Origin of the sequence: Myxococcus sp. AB025B, from assembly GCF_006518215.1 — a bacterium.
Lineage (GTDB): Bacteria > Myxococcota > Myxococcia > Myxococcales > Myxococcaceae > Myxococcus > Myxococcus fulvus.
Genome location: NZ_SRLW01000009.1, coordinates 46,496 through 65,543, shown reverse-complemented (window position 1 = coordinate 65,543; position 19,048 = coordinate 46,496). Strand labels below are relative to the sequence as shown.

Genomic DNA, 19,048 nt, shown 5'->3' with positions numbered 1-19,048 from the left:
GTTGCGGGCCACCCCACCCCGCACCGCACGCGGCGTCAGCCCGTGTGGGCCGCGCCGAGCTCCGCGTAGAGCGACTCGATGAGCGCCGCGTGCTTCTGCTCCACGGCCTTGCGGCGGACCTTCAGGGTGGGCGTCAGATCACCCGCGTCCACGGAGAGCTCCTGCTCCAGCACCGCGAAGCGCTTGATGGTCTCGAAGCGGGACAGCTTCGGGTTGATGTCGCGGTCCAGCTTCTCCTGGAGCAGCTGGCGCAGGCGCGCGTCGCGGGCGAGCGTGCCCACGTCCTCGGGCCAGCCCTTCTCCTTCGCCAGGGCGCGCACCTTCTCCACGTCCAGCGCGAGCAGGGCCACCAGGTAGTTGCGCCGCTCGCCCACCACCACCGCGTGGCCCACCGCGGGCAGCGACTTGAGCAGCTCCTCGATGTTGCCCGGGGCCGTCTTCTTCCCGCCGGAGGTGACGATGATCTCCTTCTTGCGGCCGGTGATGTGCAGGTAGCCCTCGCCGTCCAGCTGCCCCACGTCCCCCGAGTGCAGCCACCCGCCCTCCAGCAGCTCGGCGGTGGCCTCCGGGTTCTTGTAGTATCCCATGCACACGTTGCCGCCCTTGACGAGGATCTCCCCGTCCTCGGCGATGCGCACCTCCACGCCGATCATGGCGCGCCCCACGGTGCCCAGGTGCGTGGCCTCCTGGGTGTTGACGGTGCCGGGGCCGGACACCTCCGTCATGCCCCACACCTCGTGGATGAAGATGTCGATGGAGGCGAAGAACTCCAGCACCTCCCGGGCGATGGGCGCCGCCGCGGTGGCGAAGAAGTCCACCCGCTCCATGCCGATGCGGGCCTTGAGCGGCTCGAACACCAGCCGCTGCGCCAGCTTGTACTGCGCGTCCAGCGTCACGGGGATGCGCTCGTGGCGCTGGGCCCGGGAGTGGTACTCGGAGGCCACGCCGCGCGCCCAGGACACGATGCGGCGCTTGAGCGGGGGCTGGGAGCGCAGGCCCTCGTCCGCCTTGGCCCGGAACTTCTCCCACACGCGGGGCACGCCGAAGAAGAACGTGGGGCGCACGTCCTTGAGGTTGCCCGGCATCGCCTCCACCGAGTCGGCGAAGTACACCTGGACGCCCAGCATCAGCGGGCTGTGCAGCGAGATGACCTGCTCGGCGATGTGCGACAGCGGCAGATACGAGAGGATGACGCCGTCCTGCTTGCCGAACTCCACCGCCATGATGAGCTGGCGCGACGTCCAGGCGAGGTTGTGGTGGCTGAGCATCACCCCCTTGGGGTGGCCCGTCGTCCCGGAGGTGTAGATGAGCGTACACAGCGCCTCCGGCTGGAGCGCGTTGACGCTGTCCCAGTAGGGCTTGTCGTCCACGCCCGTGCCGCGCGCCAGCACCTCCGAGTAGCGCCACACGCCCTCGGGCCGGGGCCCCTCCGGCACGTCCAGGGCGATGATGTGGCGCAGCTTGGGCAGCCGGGCCTTGAGCGCCAGGCCCGTGGCCAGGTGCTTCTCGTTCTCCACGACGAGGACGGTGGCCTCACAGTGGCCCAGGATGTACTCGAGCTGCTCGAGCGCGCTGGTGGTGTACAGGCCCACCGGCACCCCGCCCATGGCCATGGCGGCCAGGTCCGCGACGTGCCACTCCTCGCGGTTGAAGCTGATGATGCCCAGCGGCTGGCCCGCGCCGTAGCCCAGGCTCCTCAGGCCCAGGGCGAAGGCCTTGACCTTCTGGGCGTACTCGAACCAGGAGGTGGGGACATAGGCGCGTCCTCGACGCGTCCAGAGGGCCGGCCGATGCTCATGCTGCGCGGCCCGGTCATGGAGGGCATGCACCATCGTCTTCGGGAGGTCCATCCGGCGAACGCTAGCGGATGTAGGGCCCTCATCACCACGCTCCCTTTTCGCGGACGTTGACAGCTGGTTGGAGGGCTTTGTATGCCGCGCCCGACCATGAGCATCGACTTCACCTGCCAGAAGTGCGAGGCAAGCTTCGAGCTTGACGTTCAAGACCTCATCGAGGGGACGGAGAAGATCGTCTGTCCCCACTGCGACGCGAAGGCGCCCGCGAATCTCACGGAGGACTTCGTCGCCGCGCTCTCGGAGATGCGCGCGCAGATCGCCGTGCTCGACAAGAAGTTCGCCGTCTCCATGACGCTGGAGTCGGAGGACGTCGCGGACACCCTCGACGACGAGGATGAAGACGAGGACGAGGACTCCGAGGACGAGGACGACGACCTCGACGAGGATGAGGACGAGGACGTCGACGACGAAGAGGACTACGACGACGAGGACGAGGACGACGAGCGCCGCTGACGTTCGCTCCCTTGCCCTCCGGGCGGCCGGTTCGTGCCGCCCAGGGCAACCGGGCGGAAGCCGTACCCTCCCGACAGGGGTGCGGGTGCGTAGCTTCAGGGTGTGAGAACACCCAACCGCGCCACTTTCTTCTTCGCCCCCCTCTCGGCGCTGTTGCTGGCGCTGGGGGGGACGTTGCTGCTCCCCGCCTTCACGGCGCCCGGTGCCGTCGCCGCCACCCTGCCTGGCGACACCGGTCAACCCTGCATCACCGAGCACGGGGGCGACCCCAAGGCCTGCTCGGAGCTGGTCGAACTGGAAGTCCAGGACGTCGTGCCGCTGATGGAGGCCCAGACGCACGCGGTGGTGCTCACCACCAAGGACCGCCAGGTGGTGCTGCCCGTCTTCGTGGACGAGGCCTCCGCCGTCTCCATCGCCTTCCGCCTGGCCAAGCGCGAGCCGCCGCAGCCGCTGGCCCAGGACCTCCTGGACCACGTCGTGGACGAGCTGGGCGGCAAGGTGACGGAGGTCCGCATCGACGACCTGCGCGACAACGTCTACTCGGGCCGCGTCTTCCTGGAGCAGGGCGCCAAGAAGCTGACGCTGGAGGCCCGGCCCTCGGACTCCATCGCCATGGCGCTCACCAGCCATGCGCGCATCCGCGTCACGCGCAAGGTGCTCACGCTGGCGGGCATCAGCCGCGAGGAGATCGAGTCCCTCCAGGAGGGCGGCCCCGGCGTGGGCGGCAGCGGCCCGGGAGGCCTCATGGACGAGCCCGCCCCGCTGCCGCCTCCCGGCATGCCCGCCCCGGGCAGCGCGCCTCCCATCGACATGGACGCGGAGATGCTGCCGCCGGGCCACCCGCCGCTGGGCGGCCCCAAGGGCACGGGGAAGACCATCGAGCTGTGACGCGCCCCGTTGGACACGAGAAAGCCCGGCCCCCCTCCCAGGGTAGCCGGGCTTTCTTGCTGAAGCTCGGTACTTGGAAGCGAAGAGTTAGTCTCCCGAGCGCGAAGCTGTCAAGCCACGCACCCGGGCGCCTAGGATGCGCGCACCTATGCGCAAGGCGAAGATCATCTGCACCCTGGGACCGGCAACGAGCTCGCTGGAGGCCATCGAGGGCCTCATCCGCGCGGGCATGAACGTGGCCCGGCTGAACTTCTCGCACGGCACGCATGACGAGCACCGCCACCGGGTGTCCCTCATCCGCAAGGCCGCCCAGCGGCTGAAGCTGCCGGTGGCCATCCTCCAGGACATCCAGGGGCCGAAGATCCGCCTGGGAAAGTTCGAGGGTGGACAGCTCGTGGTGAAGCCGGGTCAGCGCGTCACGGTGACGACCCGGGCCGTGGTGGGCCAGGGCTCCATCATCCCCACCCCCATCAAGTCGCTGGTGAAGGACGTGGCGGCCAAGGACGCCATCCTGCTGGACGACGGCCGCGTGCGCCTGCGGGTGCGCAAGGTGTCCGGCCAGGACGTGCTGTGCGAGGTGGAGGTGGGCGGCCTGCTCAAGGACCACAAGGGGTTGAACCTGCCCGGCTCGCCCATGTCCGTGCCCACGATCACCGCCAAGGACGAGGCGGACCTCGCCTTCGGTCAGGACGTGGGCGTGGACTACGTGGCGCTGTCCTTCGTGCGCACCGCCGAGGACATCCACAAGGCCCGCAAGCACGTGGCGAAGAACAAGACGCCGCTCATCGCCAAGATTGAGAAGCCCCAGGCCGTGGAGCAGCTGGACGCCATCGCCCGCGCCGCGGACGGCATCATGGTGGCGCGTGGAGACCTGGGCGTGGAGATGCCCCTGGAGCAGCTGCCCGCCATCCAGAAGCACATGGTGAAGGTGGTCAACCAGATGGGCGGCCTGGTCATCGTCGCCACGGAGATGCTGGAGAGCATGGTGGCCAACCCGCGCCCCACGCGCGCGGAGGTGTCCGACGTGGCCAACGCCATCCTTGACGGCGCGGACGCGGTGATGCTGTCGGGCGAGACGGCCGCCGGGCGCTACCCCACGGAGGCCGCGGCCACCATGGCCCGCATCGTCGAGGAGACCGAGCGCGGCGTGACGCGCCACCAGCACCACTCCCCCTTCGAGCGCTCCGAGGATCTGGGCACGGGCGTGGCGGCGGCGGCGGTGGCGGCGGCCGGTCAGCTCGGCATCCAGACGATTGTCGCGTACACGGAGAGCGGCCACACCGCGCGCCTCATCTCCGAGTTCCGCCCCAACGCGCGCATCATCGCGCTCACGCCGAGCGAGACCACCGTCAACCGGATGTCGCTGTACTGGGGCGTGACGGGGCTGCAGGTGCGCCGGGTGCGATCCACCGACGCGATGCTGGGCCAGGTGCGCAAGCTGTGCCTGCGCGAGGGCATCTGCGAGGAGGGCGCGCCCGTCGTCGTGGTGGCGGGCGTGCCGCTGAACGTCCCCGGCAACACCAATCTGATGAGCATCCACCGCGTGTGAGCGCGGTGGACGCGCGTCGTCAGAGCACCTTCTGCTCGAAGTCGTAGATCTTCTCGACGGACAGCTGGCGGTAGCGGTCCATGTTGAGGGCGCGGCGGGCGCACTCCCAGACGAGCTCGTTGGGGGTGCGCTGCGGCTCCTTCTTCTTGCGGCGTTTGACCTCGGCCTTGATGGACTTCAGCGCCACGCGCGGGTGGTAGCAGAACGCGGCGGAGAACAGCAGGTGCCCGCCGAAGGGGATGAGCCGGGCCTCCAGGATGTCGCCCGTCTCCAGCCCCGCGATGTGGCGGCGCTCCGTCACGTCGAAGTCCTTGCCCGAGTACAGCTCGCGCAGCCGCACCAGGCCCTTGGCCAGCTTGCGGACCTCGAAGAGCCCGTGGACCGTCTCGGTGAAGCTGCGGAAGGCGTTGGCCTCCTCGGGCGGGGAGTTGGCCAGCCGCTGCTCGTAGAACTCCGCGGCCGGCGTCTTGCCGGTGAGCGGCGAGACGCGGTCGTAGAGGTAGAAGTCGAGGAACGATGCCATGCGCAGCTCGAAGAGCTTGTCGTCCTCGAAGACCTCGCCCGTCAGGCGGAAGTACTCCGCCTTGGCCGCGAGGAGGTCCTCCTTCCGGGACTCCGCGCTGCCGAAGGCGATGAGCTGGTCCAGGTACGGCTGGTAGGAGAGCGGTGACAGCGGGGAGTCCATATTGGGTGGTAGATCCTACCCCGCCATCAGCTTCGCGAAGCGGCCGAAGAGATAGCGTGCGTCGTGGGGGCCCGGAGAGGCCTCGGGGTGGTACTGCACGCTGAAGGCCCGCGCGTCCGGGACGGCCAGGCCCTCCACCGTGCCATCGTTCAGGTTGATGTGCGTCACCACGGCCTTGCCCTTGAGGCTGGCGTCGTCCACGGCGAACCCGTGGTTCTGCGCGGTGATCTCCACCTTGCCCGTCGTCAGGTCCTTCACGGGCTGGTTGCCGCCGCGGTGGCCGAACTTCATCTTGTAGGTCCGGCCGCCCAGCGCCAGGGCCATGATCTGATGCCCCAGGCAGATGCCGAACACCGGCACCTTGCCCAGCAGCGCCGCCACCGTGCGGTCCGCGCCCTTCACCGCCGCCGGGTCTCCGGGGCCGTTGGCCAGGAAGACGCCGTGGGGCTTGCGGGCCAGCACCTCGTCCGCCGTGGTGTGGGACGGCACCACCGTCACGCGGCAGCCCACGTCGACCAGGAAGTGCAGCATCGACTTCTTCAGGCCGTAGTCGTACGCGACGACGTCGAAGCGCGGCTCGCCCTGGGGGTGGGCCTCGCCGATGCCGGTGAAGACGTCCGGCGAGGGCGCGGTGAAGGTGTACGGCGTCTTGGTGGACACGCCGGTGGCCAGGTCCAGGCCCTCCATGCCGTGCGCCGTGCGGGCGCGCTCGGCCAGGGCGTTCGGGGACAGGCCCTCGCTGGAGATGACGCCCATCTGCGCGCCGTGGGTGCGCAGGTGGCGGACCAGGCGGCGGGTGTCCAGGCCCTCGATGCCGGCGACACCGTGGCGCTTCAGGTACGCGTCCAGCGACTCCTTCGAGCGCCAGTTGGAGGGCTGGCTGGCGAGGGCGCGCACCACCATGCCCACCGCGTGCGGCTTGCCCGCCTCCTCGTCCTCCGGCGTCGTGCCGACGTTGCCCATCTCCGGGTAGGACATGGTGACGATCTGCCCGACGTACGAGGGGTCCGTGAGGATCTCCTGGTAGCCGTACATGGACGTGTTGAAGACCACCTCACCCACCGTCTCGCCGACCGCGCCGAAAGCGCGGCCCTCGAAGGTGGTGCCATCCGCCAGGGCGAGCACTGCCCGCTTCGTCATCACCGCGACTCCTTCACCTGACCGTCGGCGTACACCTTCCGGCCAGAAACCCAGGTCTGCACCACGCGTCCCTTCTGCTTACGGCCATGGAAGGGGGTATTCCGGCTGCGGGAATAGAACCGGTGGGCATCCACCGTCCACTCCTCCGAGGGGTCCACCACGGTGATGTCCGCCGGAGCCCCGGGGGCCAGGTGGCCGCCCGGCAGGCCGAACGCCTTCGCCGGGCCATGCGAGAGCAGCTCCACTGCCCGCTTCGCGTCCAGCCGCCCCGCGTGCACCAGCTCCATCGTCAGCCCGAGGGCCGTCTCCAGCCCCACGATTCCGTTGATGCCCTTCTCGAACTCCACCTGCTTGTCCAGCACGCCGTGGGGCGCGTGGTCCGTGGCGATGGCGTCGATGGTGCCGTCGACGATGGCCTCGCGCAGCGCCTCCACGTCCCGGTCCGCGCGCAGGGGCGGCGCCATCTTGGCGTGCGTGTCGTAGTCCCCCACCGCCCGGTCATCCAGGATGAGGTGGTGCGGCGTCACCTCGGCCGTCACGAACAGGCCCCGGCGCTTGGCCTCGCGGATGAGGCGCACGCTGCCCTCGCAGGACACGTGGGCGATGTGCAGCCGGCCCTTCGTCTCCTCGAGCAGCACCAGGTCGCGCGCCACCATGGCCACCTCGGCGGACGCGGGGATGCCGCGCAGGCCCAGCCGCGTGGACGTGGGCCCCTCGTGCATGGCGCCACCGGCGGACAGCGTGAGGTCCTCCTCGTGCACCATCACCGGCACGCCGAACTGCGTGGCGTACTGGAGCGCGCGGCGCATCAGGGCCGCGTTCATCACCGGCCGGCCGTCGTCCGTGATCGCGACGCAGCCGGAGGAGATGAGCTCGCCCGTCTCCGCCAGCTCCTCGCCCTTGAGGCCCTTGGTGATGGCCCCCGCGGGGTACACGTGGCACAGGTTGGCGGCGCGGGCGCGCGACAGCACCAGCTCCGTGACGAGCCCGCTGTCGTTGACCACCTTGGTGTTGGGCATGGCCACCACGGCGGTGAAGCCTCCGGCCACGGCGGCGCGGCAGCCGGTGAGCACCGTCTCCTTGCCCTCCTCGCCCGGCTCGCGCAGGTGCACGTGCAGGTCGATGAAGCCCGGCAGCACCCACTTGCCGTCGGCGTCCACCACCTCGGCGCCGGCGGGCGCGGACAGCGGCGCGTCGGAGACCTGGGCCACCTTGCCGTCCTGCACCAGGACGTCGCGCACGCCGTCCACGCCGTTGCGCGGGTCGATGACGCGGCCTCTGCGGAAAAGCACCGTGGCACTCATGACGTGCAGACCTCGAGGATGGCCCGCCGCACGGCGACGCCGTTGGACACCTGCTCCAGGATGACGCTGCGCGCTCCGTCCGCCACCGAGGGCGCCAGCTCCAGCCCCCGGTTGATGGGGCCCGGGTGCATCACCAGCGCGCCCGCCTTCATCCGCTCCTCGCGCGCGGCGGTGAGCCCGAACAGCCGCGAGTACTCCTTCGTGGAGGGCAGGAACGCCTCGCCCATCCGCTCCAGTTGCAGCCGCAGGCACATCACCGCGTCCGCCTGCGGCAGCGCGGCGTCCAGGTTGTGCGTCACCTCCGCGCCCAGTTCCTCCAGCCCCGGCGGCATCAGCGTGGGCGGGCCGCAGAACACCACGCGCGCCCCCAGCGCCTTCAGGCACCAGAGGTTGGAGCGGGCCACGCGGCTGTGGAGGATGTCGCCGACGATGAGCACCGTGCGGCCGTCCAGGCCGCCCCAGCGCTGGCGCAGGGTGAAGGCGTCCAGCAGCGCCTGGGAGGGGTGCTCGTGGGTGCCGTCGCCCGCGTTGATGACGGCGCAGCGCACGTGCCTGGCGACGAGGTGCGGCGCGCCCGAGGAGCGGTGCCGCATGACGATGGCCACCGGCCCCGTCGCCTCGATGTTCCGGGCGGTGTCCAGCAGCGTCTCGCCCTTGGAGGTGGACGAGCCGGAGGGGCTCCAGTTGAGCACGCCCGCTCCCAGGCCGCGGGCGGCCATGTGGAACGAGGTGCGAGTGCGCGTCGAGTCCTCGAAGAAGAGGTTGGCGACGACCTTGCCGCGCAGGGTGTGGGTGGCATCCGGGCCACCGGGCAGGTGCGCACGCGCCCTGTCGAGCACCGCTTCGAGCTCGTCCCGGCGCCAGCCTTCGATTCCAAGGAGGTGTCTCATGGCCGGGGCCGCCGCGTACCCCGGGCCGTGCGGCGCGTCAAGCACCGTCCGAGGGACGGCGGGTCGCTCGCCCCCCCGGTGTGGTTCAGCGCACGGGCTCGAAGAAGCGGTCCACCCGCAGACCGGTGCCGCCGAACAGTCCGTGCAACAGACCGCCGTGGCTCACCGACAGCCACATCACCAGCGCCTTGCCCTTGATGTGGCCATACGGGACGTAGGCCGGCTCGCCGTAGCCCCCGGGCCTGCCGAGCCCATGGCGGCTGTCCGCGCTGTTGTCCCGGTTGTCCCCCAGGACGAAGACATGGCCCTCGGGGACGACGTAGGGCCCCTCGTGGCGAGGCGTCCGCGTGGGCGTCTGGAGCACCGCGTGGGACACACCACCCAGGTCCTCCCGGTAGAGCGCCTCCTTCCGCTCGAACCACGTCCCCTCCGCGAGGTCGTGCACGACGAACTCCGGGTCCTCGAGCTGGCGGGCCTGCGGCTGGCCGTTGATGTGCACCACGCCGTCGAACAGCTCCACCGTGTCCCCCGGCACGGCCACCACGCGCTTGATGTAGTCGGCAGACGTGTCGACCGGGTTGTTGAACACGATGACATCCCCGCGGGCCGGGGGACGCAGGATGACGAACGGAACCACGTTGGCGAACGGCACGCGCACGCCGTAGATGAACTTGTTGATGAGGACGAAGTCGCCGATGTGCAGCGTGGGCAGCATGGAGCCGGACGGAATCCGATAGGGCTCCACGCAGGCGGTGCGGAACACCAGGGCGATGAGCAGGAACTTCGCCACGCCGCCGAAGAGCTCCACGGTGGACTCCTTGCGGAAGGCGCCCAGGTGCCGCTCCGTGAGGGCCGACAGGAGCTTCACCTCGCCGTGCAGCACGTCCGCGTCCCCGCGCACCGAGGCTGACTCCACCTTCAGCGCCTGCTCGGGGAAGAGCTCGCCCGTCCCCGCCGCCAATGCCTGCTTCGCCTGCGCCCGGGACAGCGCCCGCTCGCTCTCGTCGAGCTGCTCACGTGCCGCGCGGCGGGCCTGGAACCAGGTGGACTGGACGCCACGCCGGACCCAGAGGACGACGTAGTACGCCACCATGAGCAGCCCCAGCCCCTTCATCAGCGGCTGCGCCCAGCTCGCCGCCGAGGGCACGTACGCAATCAGCGTCATGTACGGGAACAGCGCCGCGGCGAGGATGAGCACCGGGGCCCACAGGCTGGCGAGCCGCTCTCGCCACCGGAGCCGCTGGTAGGCCTGCCGTTGCGCGACGGTGCGCCGGGCCGCCATCTGGGAGGGCAACGACACCACGGACACGGCGGAGGGACGCGAGGAGCTCATGGTCGACCGCTCCCCTCTACGAACCACGAGGGGCAGCGATTGCCAGGGAACTCCCGTCAGCCCGGGACGGGCGACGTCAGCGCACGGGCTCGAAGAAGCGGTCCAGCCGCAGGCCGGTGCCACCGAACAGCCCGTGGAACAGGCCGTGGTAGCCCAGGGACAGCCACACCACCATGGCCTTGCCCTTGATGTGGCCGTACGGCACGAACTCCGTGCGGCCGTAGCCGGTGACGCCCAGGCCGTGGCGGCTGTCGGAGCTGTTGTCCCGGTTGTCACCCATCACGAAGACGTGGCCCTCGGGGACGACATAGGGGCCCTCGTGGCGGGGCATGCGCGTGGGCGTCTGGAGCACGCTGTGCGGCACGCCGCTCAGGTTCTCCTGGTAGAGCGCCTCCTGCTGGTCGTACCACTGGCCGCTGTCGGTGATGTTGTGGACGATGTACTCGCCGTCCACCAGCTGGCGCGCCTGCGGCTGGCCGTTGATGTGGACCACGCCGTCGTACATCTCCACCGTGTCGCCCGGCACGCCCACCACACGCTTGATGTAGTCGGTGGCCTCGTTGACGGGGTTGTTGAACACGATGACGTCGCCGCGCGCGGGGGGCCGGACGATGACGAACGGCACCACGTTGGCGAACGGCACACGCACGCCGTAGATGAACTTGTTGATGAAGACCTGGTCGCCGATCTGCAGCGTGGGCAGCATGGAGCCGGACGGAATCCGGTAGGGCTCCACGATGAAGGTGCGGAACACCAGCGCCACCAGCAGCATCTTCACGAAGCCGCCCACGAAGTCCGCCGCCGACTCCTTGCGGAACGCCCCCAGGTGCTGCGTGGTCAGCGCCTCCAGCGCCTTCACCTCGCGCACCAGCGCGTCCGAGTCACCCGCCGCCGACGCGCCCTCCACCTTCAGCGCCTGCTCGGCGATCTGCTCCGCCACCGCCGGGGAGACCTTCTCCCGCACGCCCGGCTTCTGGAGGATGCGCTCGTTCTCCGAGATGAGCTCGTGCGCCTCGTGCCGCAGGCGCCGCAGCTGCTTCTCCTTGGGCGACACGTTGCGCCACACGAGCAGCGCCGCGAAGTACGCCACCATCAACAGCCCCAGCCCCTTCATCGCCGGCTGCGCCCACGAGGCCGCCGTGGGCACGTACTCGATGAGCACCGTGTACGGGAACAGGACGATGGCGATGATGCACAGCGGGGCCCACAGACTGGTGAGCATCTCCCGCCACACCAGCGTGCGCCGGGCGCGCACCTGTTCAGGGGTGCGCCGGGCCGCCATCACGGACGCCAGCTTCGCGGGAGGGGTGGCCGAAGGACTGGCGGCGTTCATGGGCTACTGCTCCGTCTTCAGGACCGCGAGGAAGGCCTCCTGCGGAATCTCCACCGTGCCCACCTGCTTCATGCGCTTCTTGCCCTCCTTCTGCTTCTCAAGGAGCTTGCGCTTGCGGCTGATGTCGCCGCCATAGCACTTGGCGAGCACGTTCTTGCGCATGGCGGAGATGGTCTCGCGCGAGATGATCTTCGCGCCGATGGCCGCCTGGATGGCCACCTCGTACATCTGCTTCGGGATGACCTCCTTGAGCTTCTGGCACACCTCGCGGCCGCGCAGGTACGCGCGCTCGCGGTGCACGATGACGCTCAGCGCGTCCACCGGGTCCCCGTTGATGAGGATGTCCAGGCGCGCCAGGTCCGCCTCCTCGTAGCCCGTCAGCTCGTAGTCCAGGCTCGCGTAGCCGCGCGACACGCTCTTGAGCTTGTCGAAGAAGTCGAAGACCACCTCCGCCATCGGCATCTCGTACGTCACCTGCACGCGCTGACCGCTGCTGCCCAGGTACTTCATGTCCTTCTGCACGCCGCGGCGCTCCTGGCACAGCTTCAGGATGGCGCCCAGGTGATCATTCGGGACGTGGATGTGACAGGTGAGGATGGGCTCCTCGAACTTCTCGATGCTCTGCACCGGCGGCAGCTTCGCGGGGTTGTCCACGAGCAGGACGTCCCCCTTGCTGGTGGTGATGCGGTACACCACGCTGGGCGCCGTGGTGATGAGGTCCAGGTTGTACTCGCGCTCCAGGCGCTCCTGGACGATCTCCATGTGGAGCAGGCCCAGGTAGCCGCAGCGGAAGCCGAAGCCGAGCGCCGTGGAGGACTCGGGCTCGTACGTGAAGGCGGAGTCGTTGAGCTTCAGCTTCGCCAGCGCGTCGCGCAGGTTCTCGTACTGGTCCGAGTCCACCGGGAAGATGCCGGAGAACACCATCGGCTTGACTTCCTGGAAGCCGGGGAACGGCGCGTCCGTGGGACGGGCCTCCTCCGTGACGGTGTCACCGACCTTGGCGTCCTGGAGCTCCTTGATGTTGGCCACCAGCACGCCCACCTCGCCGGCCATCAGCTGCTGCACCGGACGGGAGAACGGGCTGAAGACCCCCAGCTCCTGGACCTCGAAGACCTTGTTGTTGCTCCACAGCTTGATCTTCTGCTTGAGCTTCAGCGTGCCCTCGAGCACGCGCACCAGCGTCACCACGCCCCGGTAGTTGTCGTACCAGGAGTCGAACACGAGCGCCTTGAGGGGCGCGTCCGGCATGCCCGTCGGCGGGGGCACGCGGGCCACCACGGACTCGAGGATCTCGTGGATGCCGATGCCCTCCTTCGCGGACGCGGGCACGGCCACCGACGCGTCGATGCCGATGACGTCTTCAATCTCGGCGCGCGTGCGGTCCACGTCGGCGCTGGGCAGGTCGATCTTGTTGATGACCGGGATGATCTCCAGGTCGTGATCCAACGCCATGTAGACGTTGGCGAGCGTCTGCGCCTCCACGCCCTGCGACGCGTCCACCACCAGCAGCGCGCCCTCGCACGCGGCCAGGCTGCGGCTCACCTCGTAGGCGAAGTCGACGTGCCCCGGCGTGTCGATGAGGTTCAGGACGTACTGCTTGCCGTCCTTCGCCGTGTAGTTCATCCGCACGGACTGGGCCTTGATGGTGATGCCCCGTTCGCGCTCGATGTCCATGTTGTCGAGGAACTGGGCCTGCGCCTCGCGCTTGCTCAGCGTCCCCGTCTTGTCGAGGAGGCGGTCGGCCAGCGTCGACTTCCCATGGTCGATATGGGCGATGATGCAGAAGTTGCGGATGTGCGCGTTTTCAGCCGGCATGTTCGGGGCGCTCGTCGAAAGAAGCGGGCGTGAGTAACATCGAACCGCGCGAAAATCTACGCGCGAACGACTGCCCGACGAGCAACCCGTCAGGGGCGCTCGATTGTTCCCCAAGCATCATGCCGCCCGAGGCACGCCCCAGGCCATGACAGGACGCCGGGAGGCGCCCCGAGGGCCCCACCCGGACTCCCCTGCCCTGCGACCCGGCGGGCTTCAGCCGTGGGCGCGGCCGGGCTCGGCCTTCTCGCGGAAGTACGCCACCGTGCGGCGGGCGCCCTCGCGCAGGTCCACGGTGGGCTCCCAGCCCAGGACCTTCTTCGCGAGCGAGTTGTCGATACACGAGCGCAGCTGCTCACCCGGCTTGCCCGGGGCGTGGGCCGCGGGCGCGGACGAGCCGGCCGCCTCGGCCAGCAGACCATAGAGGCGGTTGATGTCCGTCTCCACGCCGGTGCCGATGTTGATGGCGCCCACGTAGTCCTTCTCGAAGGCCAGCCGGTTGGCGCGGGCCACGTCGGGACCGAAGACGAAGTCACGCGTCTGCTTGCCCTCGCCGAAGATGGTGCAGCCCTGCCCGGACAAGAGGCGCTGGCAGAAGATGGCCACCACGCCCGCCTCGCCGTGCGGATTCTGGCGCGGGCCGTAGACGTTCGCGTACCGGAGGGCGACGTACGGCAGGCCGTACTGGGCCTTGTAGTAGCCCAGGTACAGCTCACCGGCCGCCTTGGAGACGCCATAGGGCGACACCGGCCGCGTGGCGTGGGACTCCGGCGCGGGGAACACGTCCTGCTCGCCGTAGATGGCGCCGCCCGTGGAGCTGAAGATGACCTTCTTGACGCCGGAGACGCGCGCGGCCTCCAGGAGGTTGAGCATGCCCCGGATGTTCACGTCCGCGTCGAAGCCCGGGTCATCCACGCTGCGCCGCACGTCCATCTGCGCGGCCAGGTGACAGAGGACGTCCGGCTTCTCCGCCTTGATGAGCTCCGAGGCCTCCCGGCTGCGGATGTCATGCACCGCCAGCCGGACGCGAGGGTCCAGGTTCTCCTTCCGGCCGCCGGACAGGTCATCCAGGGCGATGACCTCATGCCCACCCCGGAGGAACTCGTCACACACGTGCGAGCCAATGAAGCCCGCGCCACCCGTCACCAGGACTTTCACGCTATCGCTCTCCCCGCCATCCGGCCGTGGCCGGACCCGTCTTCACATCCAGGATCACTCGCGGCGGCAACCTATGCCGGGGAGCGTCGCACGGCAACCTCGCGGAAGTACGCGATGGTCTCTCGCAAACCCTCTTCCAGCGGCACCTTGGGCTCCCAGTTCAGGATCGTGCGGGCCCGGGTGATGTCTGGCTGACGCTGCTTGGGGTCGTCCTTGGGCAGGGGCTTCTCGATGATCTTCCCGCCCCCGCCCGCCGCCGTGCGCACGGCCTCCGCGAACTGGCGGATGGTCATCTCCCGGGGGTTGCCGATGTTGACCGGGTTGGGCTCGTCCGACAGCGCCAGCCGCACCAGCCCGTCCACCAGGTCCTTCACGTAACAGAACGAGCGCGTCTGGCTGCCGTCACCGAACACCGTGAAGTCCTCGCCCTGCAGCGCCTGGCCCACGAAGGCCGGCACCACGCGGCCGTCGTTGAGGCGCATGCGCGGGCCGTAGGTGTTGAAGATGCGCACGATGCGCACCTGCACGCCCTTGCGCCCGTAGGCCGCGGTGATCGCCTCCGAGTAGCGCTTGGCCTCGTCGTACACCGAGCGCGGACCGATGGGATTGACGTTGCCCCAGTAGTCCTCGCGCTGCGGGTGCACCAACGGGTCTCCATACACCTCGGAGGTGGAGGCCATCAGGAAGACGGCGTGGTGCTTCTCCGCCAGCTTCAGCCCGTTCTCCGTGCCGATGGAGCCCACGCGCAAGGTCTCCAGCGGGAGGTTCGCGTAGTCGATGGGCGAGGCGGGCGAGGCCAGGTTCAACACGTAGTCGAGCGGCCCCTCCACGGGGATGCCCTCGGTGATGTCCGCCTTCACGTACGAGAAGCCCGGGCGCCCCTTCAGCGTGCGCAGGTTCTCCTCATTGCCCGTGATCAGGTTGTCCACCGCCGTCACCGCGGCCGCGCCGTCATCCAGCAGGCGCTCACACAGGTGCGAGCCAACGAAGCCCGCGCCCCCCAGGACCACCACTCGCTTCCCCTGCATGCTCTTCACGTGCCGCCTCTTTCTTCTCTCAAATCTCGTCGAAGGTCGCCTGCCCCGGCAGCTGCGCCTTGTACTTCTCCAGGACCAGGTCGATGCCCTGGCGGATGTACTCGGCCACGGGCACCTTGGTCTTCTGGTTCAGCGCCTTGAGGAGCTCGTTCTGCTCCGGGGTAATGTAGATGGTGGTGCTGACTTTCTTTCGGGCCATGGCGATATGTGAAAATATATGGAATGACGTGGCGCGCGGAAGCATCTCGTGCACATGTCCTGGCCCAGACGCCCCATCGTCGCGGGAGCCCCGGATGACAGTCGGCAAGCGCTGGATTTTCCTCGGATTCGTCACCACGGGCCTGCTCGCGGGCTGCGCCGGGAACAAGGCCTCCGGGCCCAGCCAGGGCGCCTCGGGTCAATCCTCACCCACCACCACGGGCGAGTCCGTGCAGCCCGAGCGGGCGCGGGGCGAGCACGTCACGGCGCAGGATGTGAATGGCGACGGCAGGCCCGACGTGTGGACGTACACGGTGGACGTGGAGGGCTCGGACACGCTGCGCAAGGTGCGCCAGGAGCTGGACCTGAACTGGGACGGCCGCGTGGACCTGACGCGCTACTTCGACGAGTCCGGCGCGCTGATGCGCGAGGTGATGGACCTGGACTACGACGGCAAGGTGGACGCCACCTACTTCTACGAGAAGGGGGCCAACACGCGCCGCGAGCGGGACTTCGACGGGGACGGCAAGCCCGACAGCGTCACGTACTACGAGCGCGGCGTGCTGGTGCGCAAGGAGCGCGACACCAACGGCGACGGCCGCGTGGACTACTGGGAGTACTGGGAGAAGGGCCAGGTGGACCGCATCGGCGAGGACCTGGACGGCGACGGCACCGTCGACAAGTGGACCCGCAATCCCAACAACGCGGCCAGCGACTGAGGGCGCCGGGCCGCGTCCACCTTCCGGGTACGGCGAGGACGGCTACGGCTTGCTGGTGCCGGTGCGACCGTAGGAGTCCTCCAGCCGGACGACGTCATCCAGCTCGGGGGTGCTCACCTCGAGGATGTCGCAGTCGGTGAGGGCCACCATGCGGTGCTTGGTGAGCGGCTTGATGTGGTAGCTCTCGCCCGGGTTCATCTCCTTCTCGATGAGCCCTTGTCCCTCGTCGACGACGAAGAGCAGCTTGCCGCTCTGGACGTGGATCGTCTCGTCCTTCTGGTTGTGGTACTGCAGGCTGAGCTTGTGGCCCTGCTTCACGTGCAGCAGCTTGCCCACATAGCGCTCGGTGTGGGCCCAGATGAGCTCGTGGCCCCAGGGCTTCTCCACCCGCCTCGTCGTCGTCATGGTGCTTCCTGTCTTCCTCGGCCGCTCTTCAGTTCGTGCCGGCCACGAACGCGTCGAGCTGCGTCTCTCGCTTGAAGTCTGACAGATACCGGGTGGCAGCGTCCTTCGAGGCGAAGGTGCCCATGCGCACGCGATACCAGGTGCCCTTGCCGGCCACCTCCGCGGTGACGATATACGGGGCATAGCCGCGGTCGCGCAACCGACCCATGAACCGCTCGGCCTCCTGCTTGTCCTGGAACGCCGAGAGCTGGAGCGTGAACGCCCCACCCTTCACCGCGGGGTCCGGCAGCTGCGCGGCCCGGGCGATGGCCTCCTTCAGTCCGCCACCCTCCTTCTGCGTGGTGCGCGTGGGGACGGCCGCCACCTCCACCTTGCCGGACACCACCGCGGGCTTCACCGCGAGGGCCGCGGGCTTCTCGGCGGCGGGGGCGGGCTTCTCCACCGGCTTCTCGGCGGCCACGGGCTTGGGCGCCTCGGCGACGGCCTTGGGCTCCTCGGCCGGCTCCTCCGGGGGCAGCTCACCGGTGTCCGGGTCCGGCGTCGGGGCGAGCGCGGCGGTCTTCACCGGCTCGGCGGGCTTCGCCACGGGCTTCTCGGCGACGACGGGCGCCTTGGGGGCGGGCTTGGGCGCGGCAGGCGCGATGGGCTCCGCGCTGGCCTTGCGCGTCAGCTCGTCCTGGAACGTCAGCTGCGGCTCCTTGCGCACCGCCTGCAGCGCCTGGGCGTTGGCGTCCAGGGCGGAGAGCAGGTCCGGGGCGCTGGCCGTCTGGGCATCGCCCGCGAGCTTCTTGCCCACGACGACGCCCAGCACGAAGACGGCGCCGAGCACCACGATGCCGGCGATCAACAGGCTGACAATCTGCCGGTTGTCCAGAGAGACATCGAACTTCTCTTTCATCCGGTGGGCATCACGCATGACTCAGGAATCCTCGCGCGCGGACAGAGCGGGCCACACGAGTCCGTGTTGCGGCCTGTAGCGTCGGCGTCGAGGGAAGGTACGCCCCACCTCCCACACGGTCAAATTCACGGAAAGCCGCGCGCCCGCGCCCCCGCTACGGTGCGAGCGACGTCGACGCGAGCGGCTGCGTGGCGAGCACCGCCGGGGGCAGCACGGAGCCCACGGGCTCCTGTCGGGGCGCTGGCGCGTTGAGGCGCGCGCGCAGCTCCTTGCCCGCGGCGAACGAGAGCGTGCGGCGCTCCGGCACGGCGACGCTCTTGCCCGTCTTCGGGTTGCGGCCGGTGCGCGCGCGCCGGGTGCGCAGTGAGAAGACGCCGAAGCCGCGCAGCTCGATGCGCCGGCCGGCCACGAGGGCCTCCGCCATGCAGTCGAAGACGGCGTGGACGATGGACTCCAACTCACGTCGCGGCACGTGGGGCGCACGCTCCGCGATGCGTTCGATGAGCTCACTCCTCGTCATGGCACACCCCGGCCGAGAGGGACGAGGGACTCTACAGAAGCCGGCCCCGCGAGGACAAACCGTCCCCGGGTCCAGGCTCAACGCAGGCGCACGTCGGCGGGCCCTTCCACCTCCACCTCGACGCCGCCCGCGCCCTTGAGGGTGACCTCCGCGCCGTCCGGCACCAGCAGGCGCACGGTGCGGCCCAGCGGCACCTCGCGCCCCTCCAGCAGCACCGCGGTGGCCAGGTCATCCGTCTCCGCCACGGCGAAGCCGTCCTCCACCACCGCCACCAGCCCGCCCTCGCCCAGGTCTCCGGCGTGGATGAAGGGGACCTTGGGGCGGAACGGCGGCGCGGGCAGCGGCTGGTGGGGCCCCTCGTGCTTCGTGTCGGAGCCGAGCCGGCTCAAGCCGTTGGGCGTGAAGAAGGCGACGAAGTACTGGGTGGACGTGTACGCGTCCTCGTGCGCGCTCTTGGGCGTCACCTGCACGTTGGTGTAGCGGGCGGCGACGATGCGCAGCGCGCGGGGCGCCTCCTGCACGCCGCCGTCCGCCCAGCGGTACGACGGGAGGTTGGAGCCGTGCAGCTTCGCCTCGTCCGCGTCGCCCACCTCCAGCGTGTCGCCCTTCTCCAGGAAGCGCAGGCCGCCGCCGAAGTACTCGAGCACCGCGGGCCCGGTGGCGGTGAGCTTCACGTCGCCCAAGAGCTGCGCGCCCACGGCGATGGTGTACTCGGCCTTGCCTTCCTTGCGCACCACGGGGGCGCCGGCCGCGAGCAGTCCGGCGATGGGCTTGTCCGAGCGCTCCTTGCAGCCAGCGACGAGACTGGCCGCGACCAGCAGGCATCCCACGAGGCGCTGCGCCATGTCCCGTACTCCTCCCGGTTGACTC

General features: G+C 69.5%; 19 protein-coding genes. 4 read left to right on the top strand and 15 right to left on the bottom strand.

All coding sequences use genetic code 11. The features are described from left to right. Positions 1 to 35: 35 nt before the first annotated feature. The gene (locus FL311_RS03005) at positions 36 to 1,850 is read right to left on the bottom strand and encodes a long-chain fatty acid--CoA ligase (RefSeq protein WP_194869029.1); all 1,815 of its coding nucleotides are present in this window, start codon (positions 1,848 to 1,850) and stop codon (positions 36 to 38) included. 81 nt (positions 1,851 to 1,931) lie between these two features. Here FL311_RS03005 and FL311_RS43945 point away from each other — a divergent pair, with 81 nt between their 5' ends. The 3 genes from FL311_RS43945 to pyk all read left to right on the top strand — a co-directional run bounded on the left by FL311_RS43945 (position 1,932) and on the right by pyk (position 4,746). Beyond that, positions 1,932 to 2,309, top strand: coding sequence for a hypothetical protein (locus FL311_RS43945; RefSeq protein WP_194869028.1), 378 nt, complete (start codon positions 1,932 to 1,934; stop codon positions 2,307 to 2,309). Positions 2,310 to 2,411: 102 nt separating this feature from the next. Next, positions 2,412 to 3,197 carry a bifunctional nuclease family protein gene (locus tag FL311_RS03000; protein ID WP_194869027.1) on the top strand — a complete coding sequence of 262 codons (786 nt, stop codon included), beginning with the start codon at positions 2,412 to 2,414 and terminating at the stop codon, positions 3,195 to 3,197. Positions 3,198 to 3,345: 148 nt separating this feature from the next. After that, positions 3,346 to 4,746: a pyruvate kinase gene (pyk, locus tag FL311_RS02995; RefSeq protein ID WP_141323319.1), complete on the top strand. Its 1,401-nt coding sequence runs from the start codon at positions 3,346 to 3,348 to the stop codon at positions 4,744 to 4,746. 19 nt (positions 4,747 to 4,765) lie between these two features. Here the strand turns inward: pyk and FL311_RS02990 are convergent, their stop codons facing one another. The 10 genes from FL311_RS02990 to FL311_RS02945 form a co-directional block, all read right to left on the bottom strand. Further along, entirely contained in the window at positions 4,766 to 5,431 is a 666-nt protein-coding gene (locus FL311_RS02990; protein WP_141323317.1) for a hypothetical protein, read from the bottom strand. A gap of 15 nt (positions 5,432 to 5,446) precedes the next feature. After that, positions 5,447 to 6,571 (bottom strand): glutamine-hydrolyzing carbamoyl-phosphate synthase small subunit, encoded by a 1,125-nt coding sequence (gene carA, locus FL311_RS02985; protein WP_141323315.1) that lies wholly within the window; start codon positions 6,569 to 6,571, stop codon positions 5,447 to 5,449. Next, positions 6,571 to 7,875: a dihydroorotase gene (locus FL311_RS02980; RefSeq protein ID WP_141323313.1), complete on the bottom strand. Its 1,305-nt coding sequence runs from the start codon at positions 7,873 to 7,875 to the stop codon at positions 6,571 to 6,573. Before FL311_RS02980 ends, carA begins: the two co-directional genes overlap by 1 nt. After that, positions 7,872 to 8,765 carry an aspartate carbamoyltransferase catalytic subunit gene (locus tag FL311_RS02975; protein WP_141323311.1) on the bottom strand — a complete coding sequence of 298 codons (894 nt, stop codon included), beginning with the start codon at positions 8,763 to 8,765 and terminating at the stop codon, positions 7,872 to 7,874. The genes FL311_RS02980 and FL311_RS02975 overlap by 4 nt, the downstream gene beginning before the upstream one ends. A gap of 85 nt (positions 8,766 to 8,850) precedes the next feature. Beyond that, positions 8,851 to 10,098: a signal peptidase I gene (lepB, locus tag FL311_RS02970; protein ID WP_141323309.1), complete on the bottom strand. Its 1,248-nt coding sequence runs from the start codon at positions 10,096 to 10,098 to the stop codon at positions 8,851 to 8,853. Positions 10,099 to 10,174: 76 nt separating this feature from the next. After that, positions 10,175 to 11,431: a signal peptidase I gene (gene lepB, locus FL311_RS02965; protein WP_141323307.1), complete on the bottom strand. Its 1,257-nt coding sequence runs from the start codon at positions 11,429 to 11,431 to the stop codon at positions 10,175 to 10,177. Between the two features lie 3 nt (positions 11,432 to 11,434). After that, positions 11,435 to 13,246 (bottom strand): translation elongation factor 4, encoded by a 1,812-nt coding sequence (gene lepA / locus FL311_RS02960; RefSeq protein WP_141323305.1) that lies wholly within the window; start codon positions 13,244 to 13,246, stop codon positions 11,435 to 11,437. A gap of 213 nt (positions 13,247 to 13,459) precedes the next feature. Continuing rightward, positions 13,460 to 14,401: an NAD-dependent epimerase/dehydratase family protein gene (locus FL311_RS02955; protein WP_046714082.1), complete on the bottom strand. Its 942-nt coding sequence runs from the start codon at positions 14,399 to 14,401 to the stop codon at positions 13,460 to 13,462. Between the two features lie 71 nt (positions 14,402 to 14,472). Beyond that, entirely contained in the window at positions 14,473 to 15,429 is a 957-nt protein-coding gene (locus FL311_RS02950) for a UDP-glucuronic acid decarboxylase family protein (protein WP_141323332.1), read from the bottom strand. A 28-nt stretch (positions 15,430 to 15,457) separates the two neighbouring features. Continuing rightward, positions 15,458 to 15,637: a ribbon-helix-helix domain-containing protein gene (locus FL311_RS02945; protein ID WP_046714083.1), complete on the bottom strand. Its 180-nt coding sequence runs from the start codon at positions 15,635 to 15,637 to the stop codon at positions 15,458 to 15,460. 94 nt (positions 15,638 to 15,731) lie between these two features. Between FL311_RS02945 and FL311_RS02940 the strand changes: the two genes are divergently transcribed. Continuing rightward, positions 15,732 to 16,355 carry a hypothetical protein gene (locus FL311_RS02940; protein ID WP_141323303.1) on the top strand — a complete coding sequence of 208 codons (624 nt, stop codon included), beginning with the start codon at positions 15,732 to 15,734 and terminating at the stop codon, positions 16,353 to 16,355. A 42-nt stretch (positions 16,356 to 16,397) separates the two neighbouring features. Here the strand turns inward: FL311_RS02940 and FL311_RS02935 are convergent, their stop codons facing one another. The 4 genes from FL311_RS02935 to FL311_RS02920 form a co-directional block, all read right to left on the bottom strand. Then, complete coding sequence (locus FL311_RS02935; RefSeq protein ID WP_046714085.1) at positions 16,398 to 16,760, bottom strand: cupin domain-containing protein; 363 nt, start codon at positions 16,758 to 16,760, stop codon at positions 16,398 to 16,400. Positions 16,761 to 16,788: 28 nt separating this feature from the next. Beyond that, the gene (locus FL311_RS02930) at positions 16,789 to 17,676 is read right to left on the bottom strand and encodes an SPOR domain-containing protein (RefSeq protein ID WP_141323301.1); all 888 of its coding nucleotides are present in this window, start codon (positions 17,674 to 17,676) and stop codon (positions 16,789 to 16,791) included. A 136-nt stretch (positions 17,677 to 17,812) separates the two neighbouring features. Beyond that, the gene (locus tag FL311_RS02925; RefSeq protein ID WP_141323299.1) at positions 17,813 to 18,178 is read right to left on the bottom strand and encodes an integration host factor subunit beta; all 366 of its coding nucleotides are present in this window, start codon (positions 18,176 to 18,178) and stop codon (positions 17,813 to 17,815) included. Positions 18,179 to 18,255: 77 nt separating this feature from the next. Next, a complete protein-coding gene (locus FL311_RS02920) occupies positions 18,256 to 19,023 on the bottom strand; it encodes a hypothetical protein (protein ID WP_141323298.1) in 768 nt (255 codons plus the stop codon). Positions 19,024 to 19,048 lie beyond the last annotated feature (25 nt).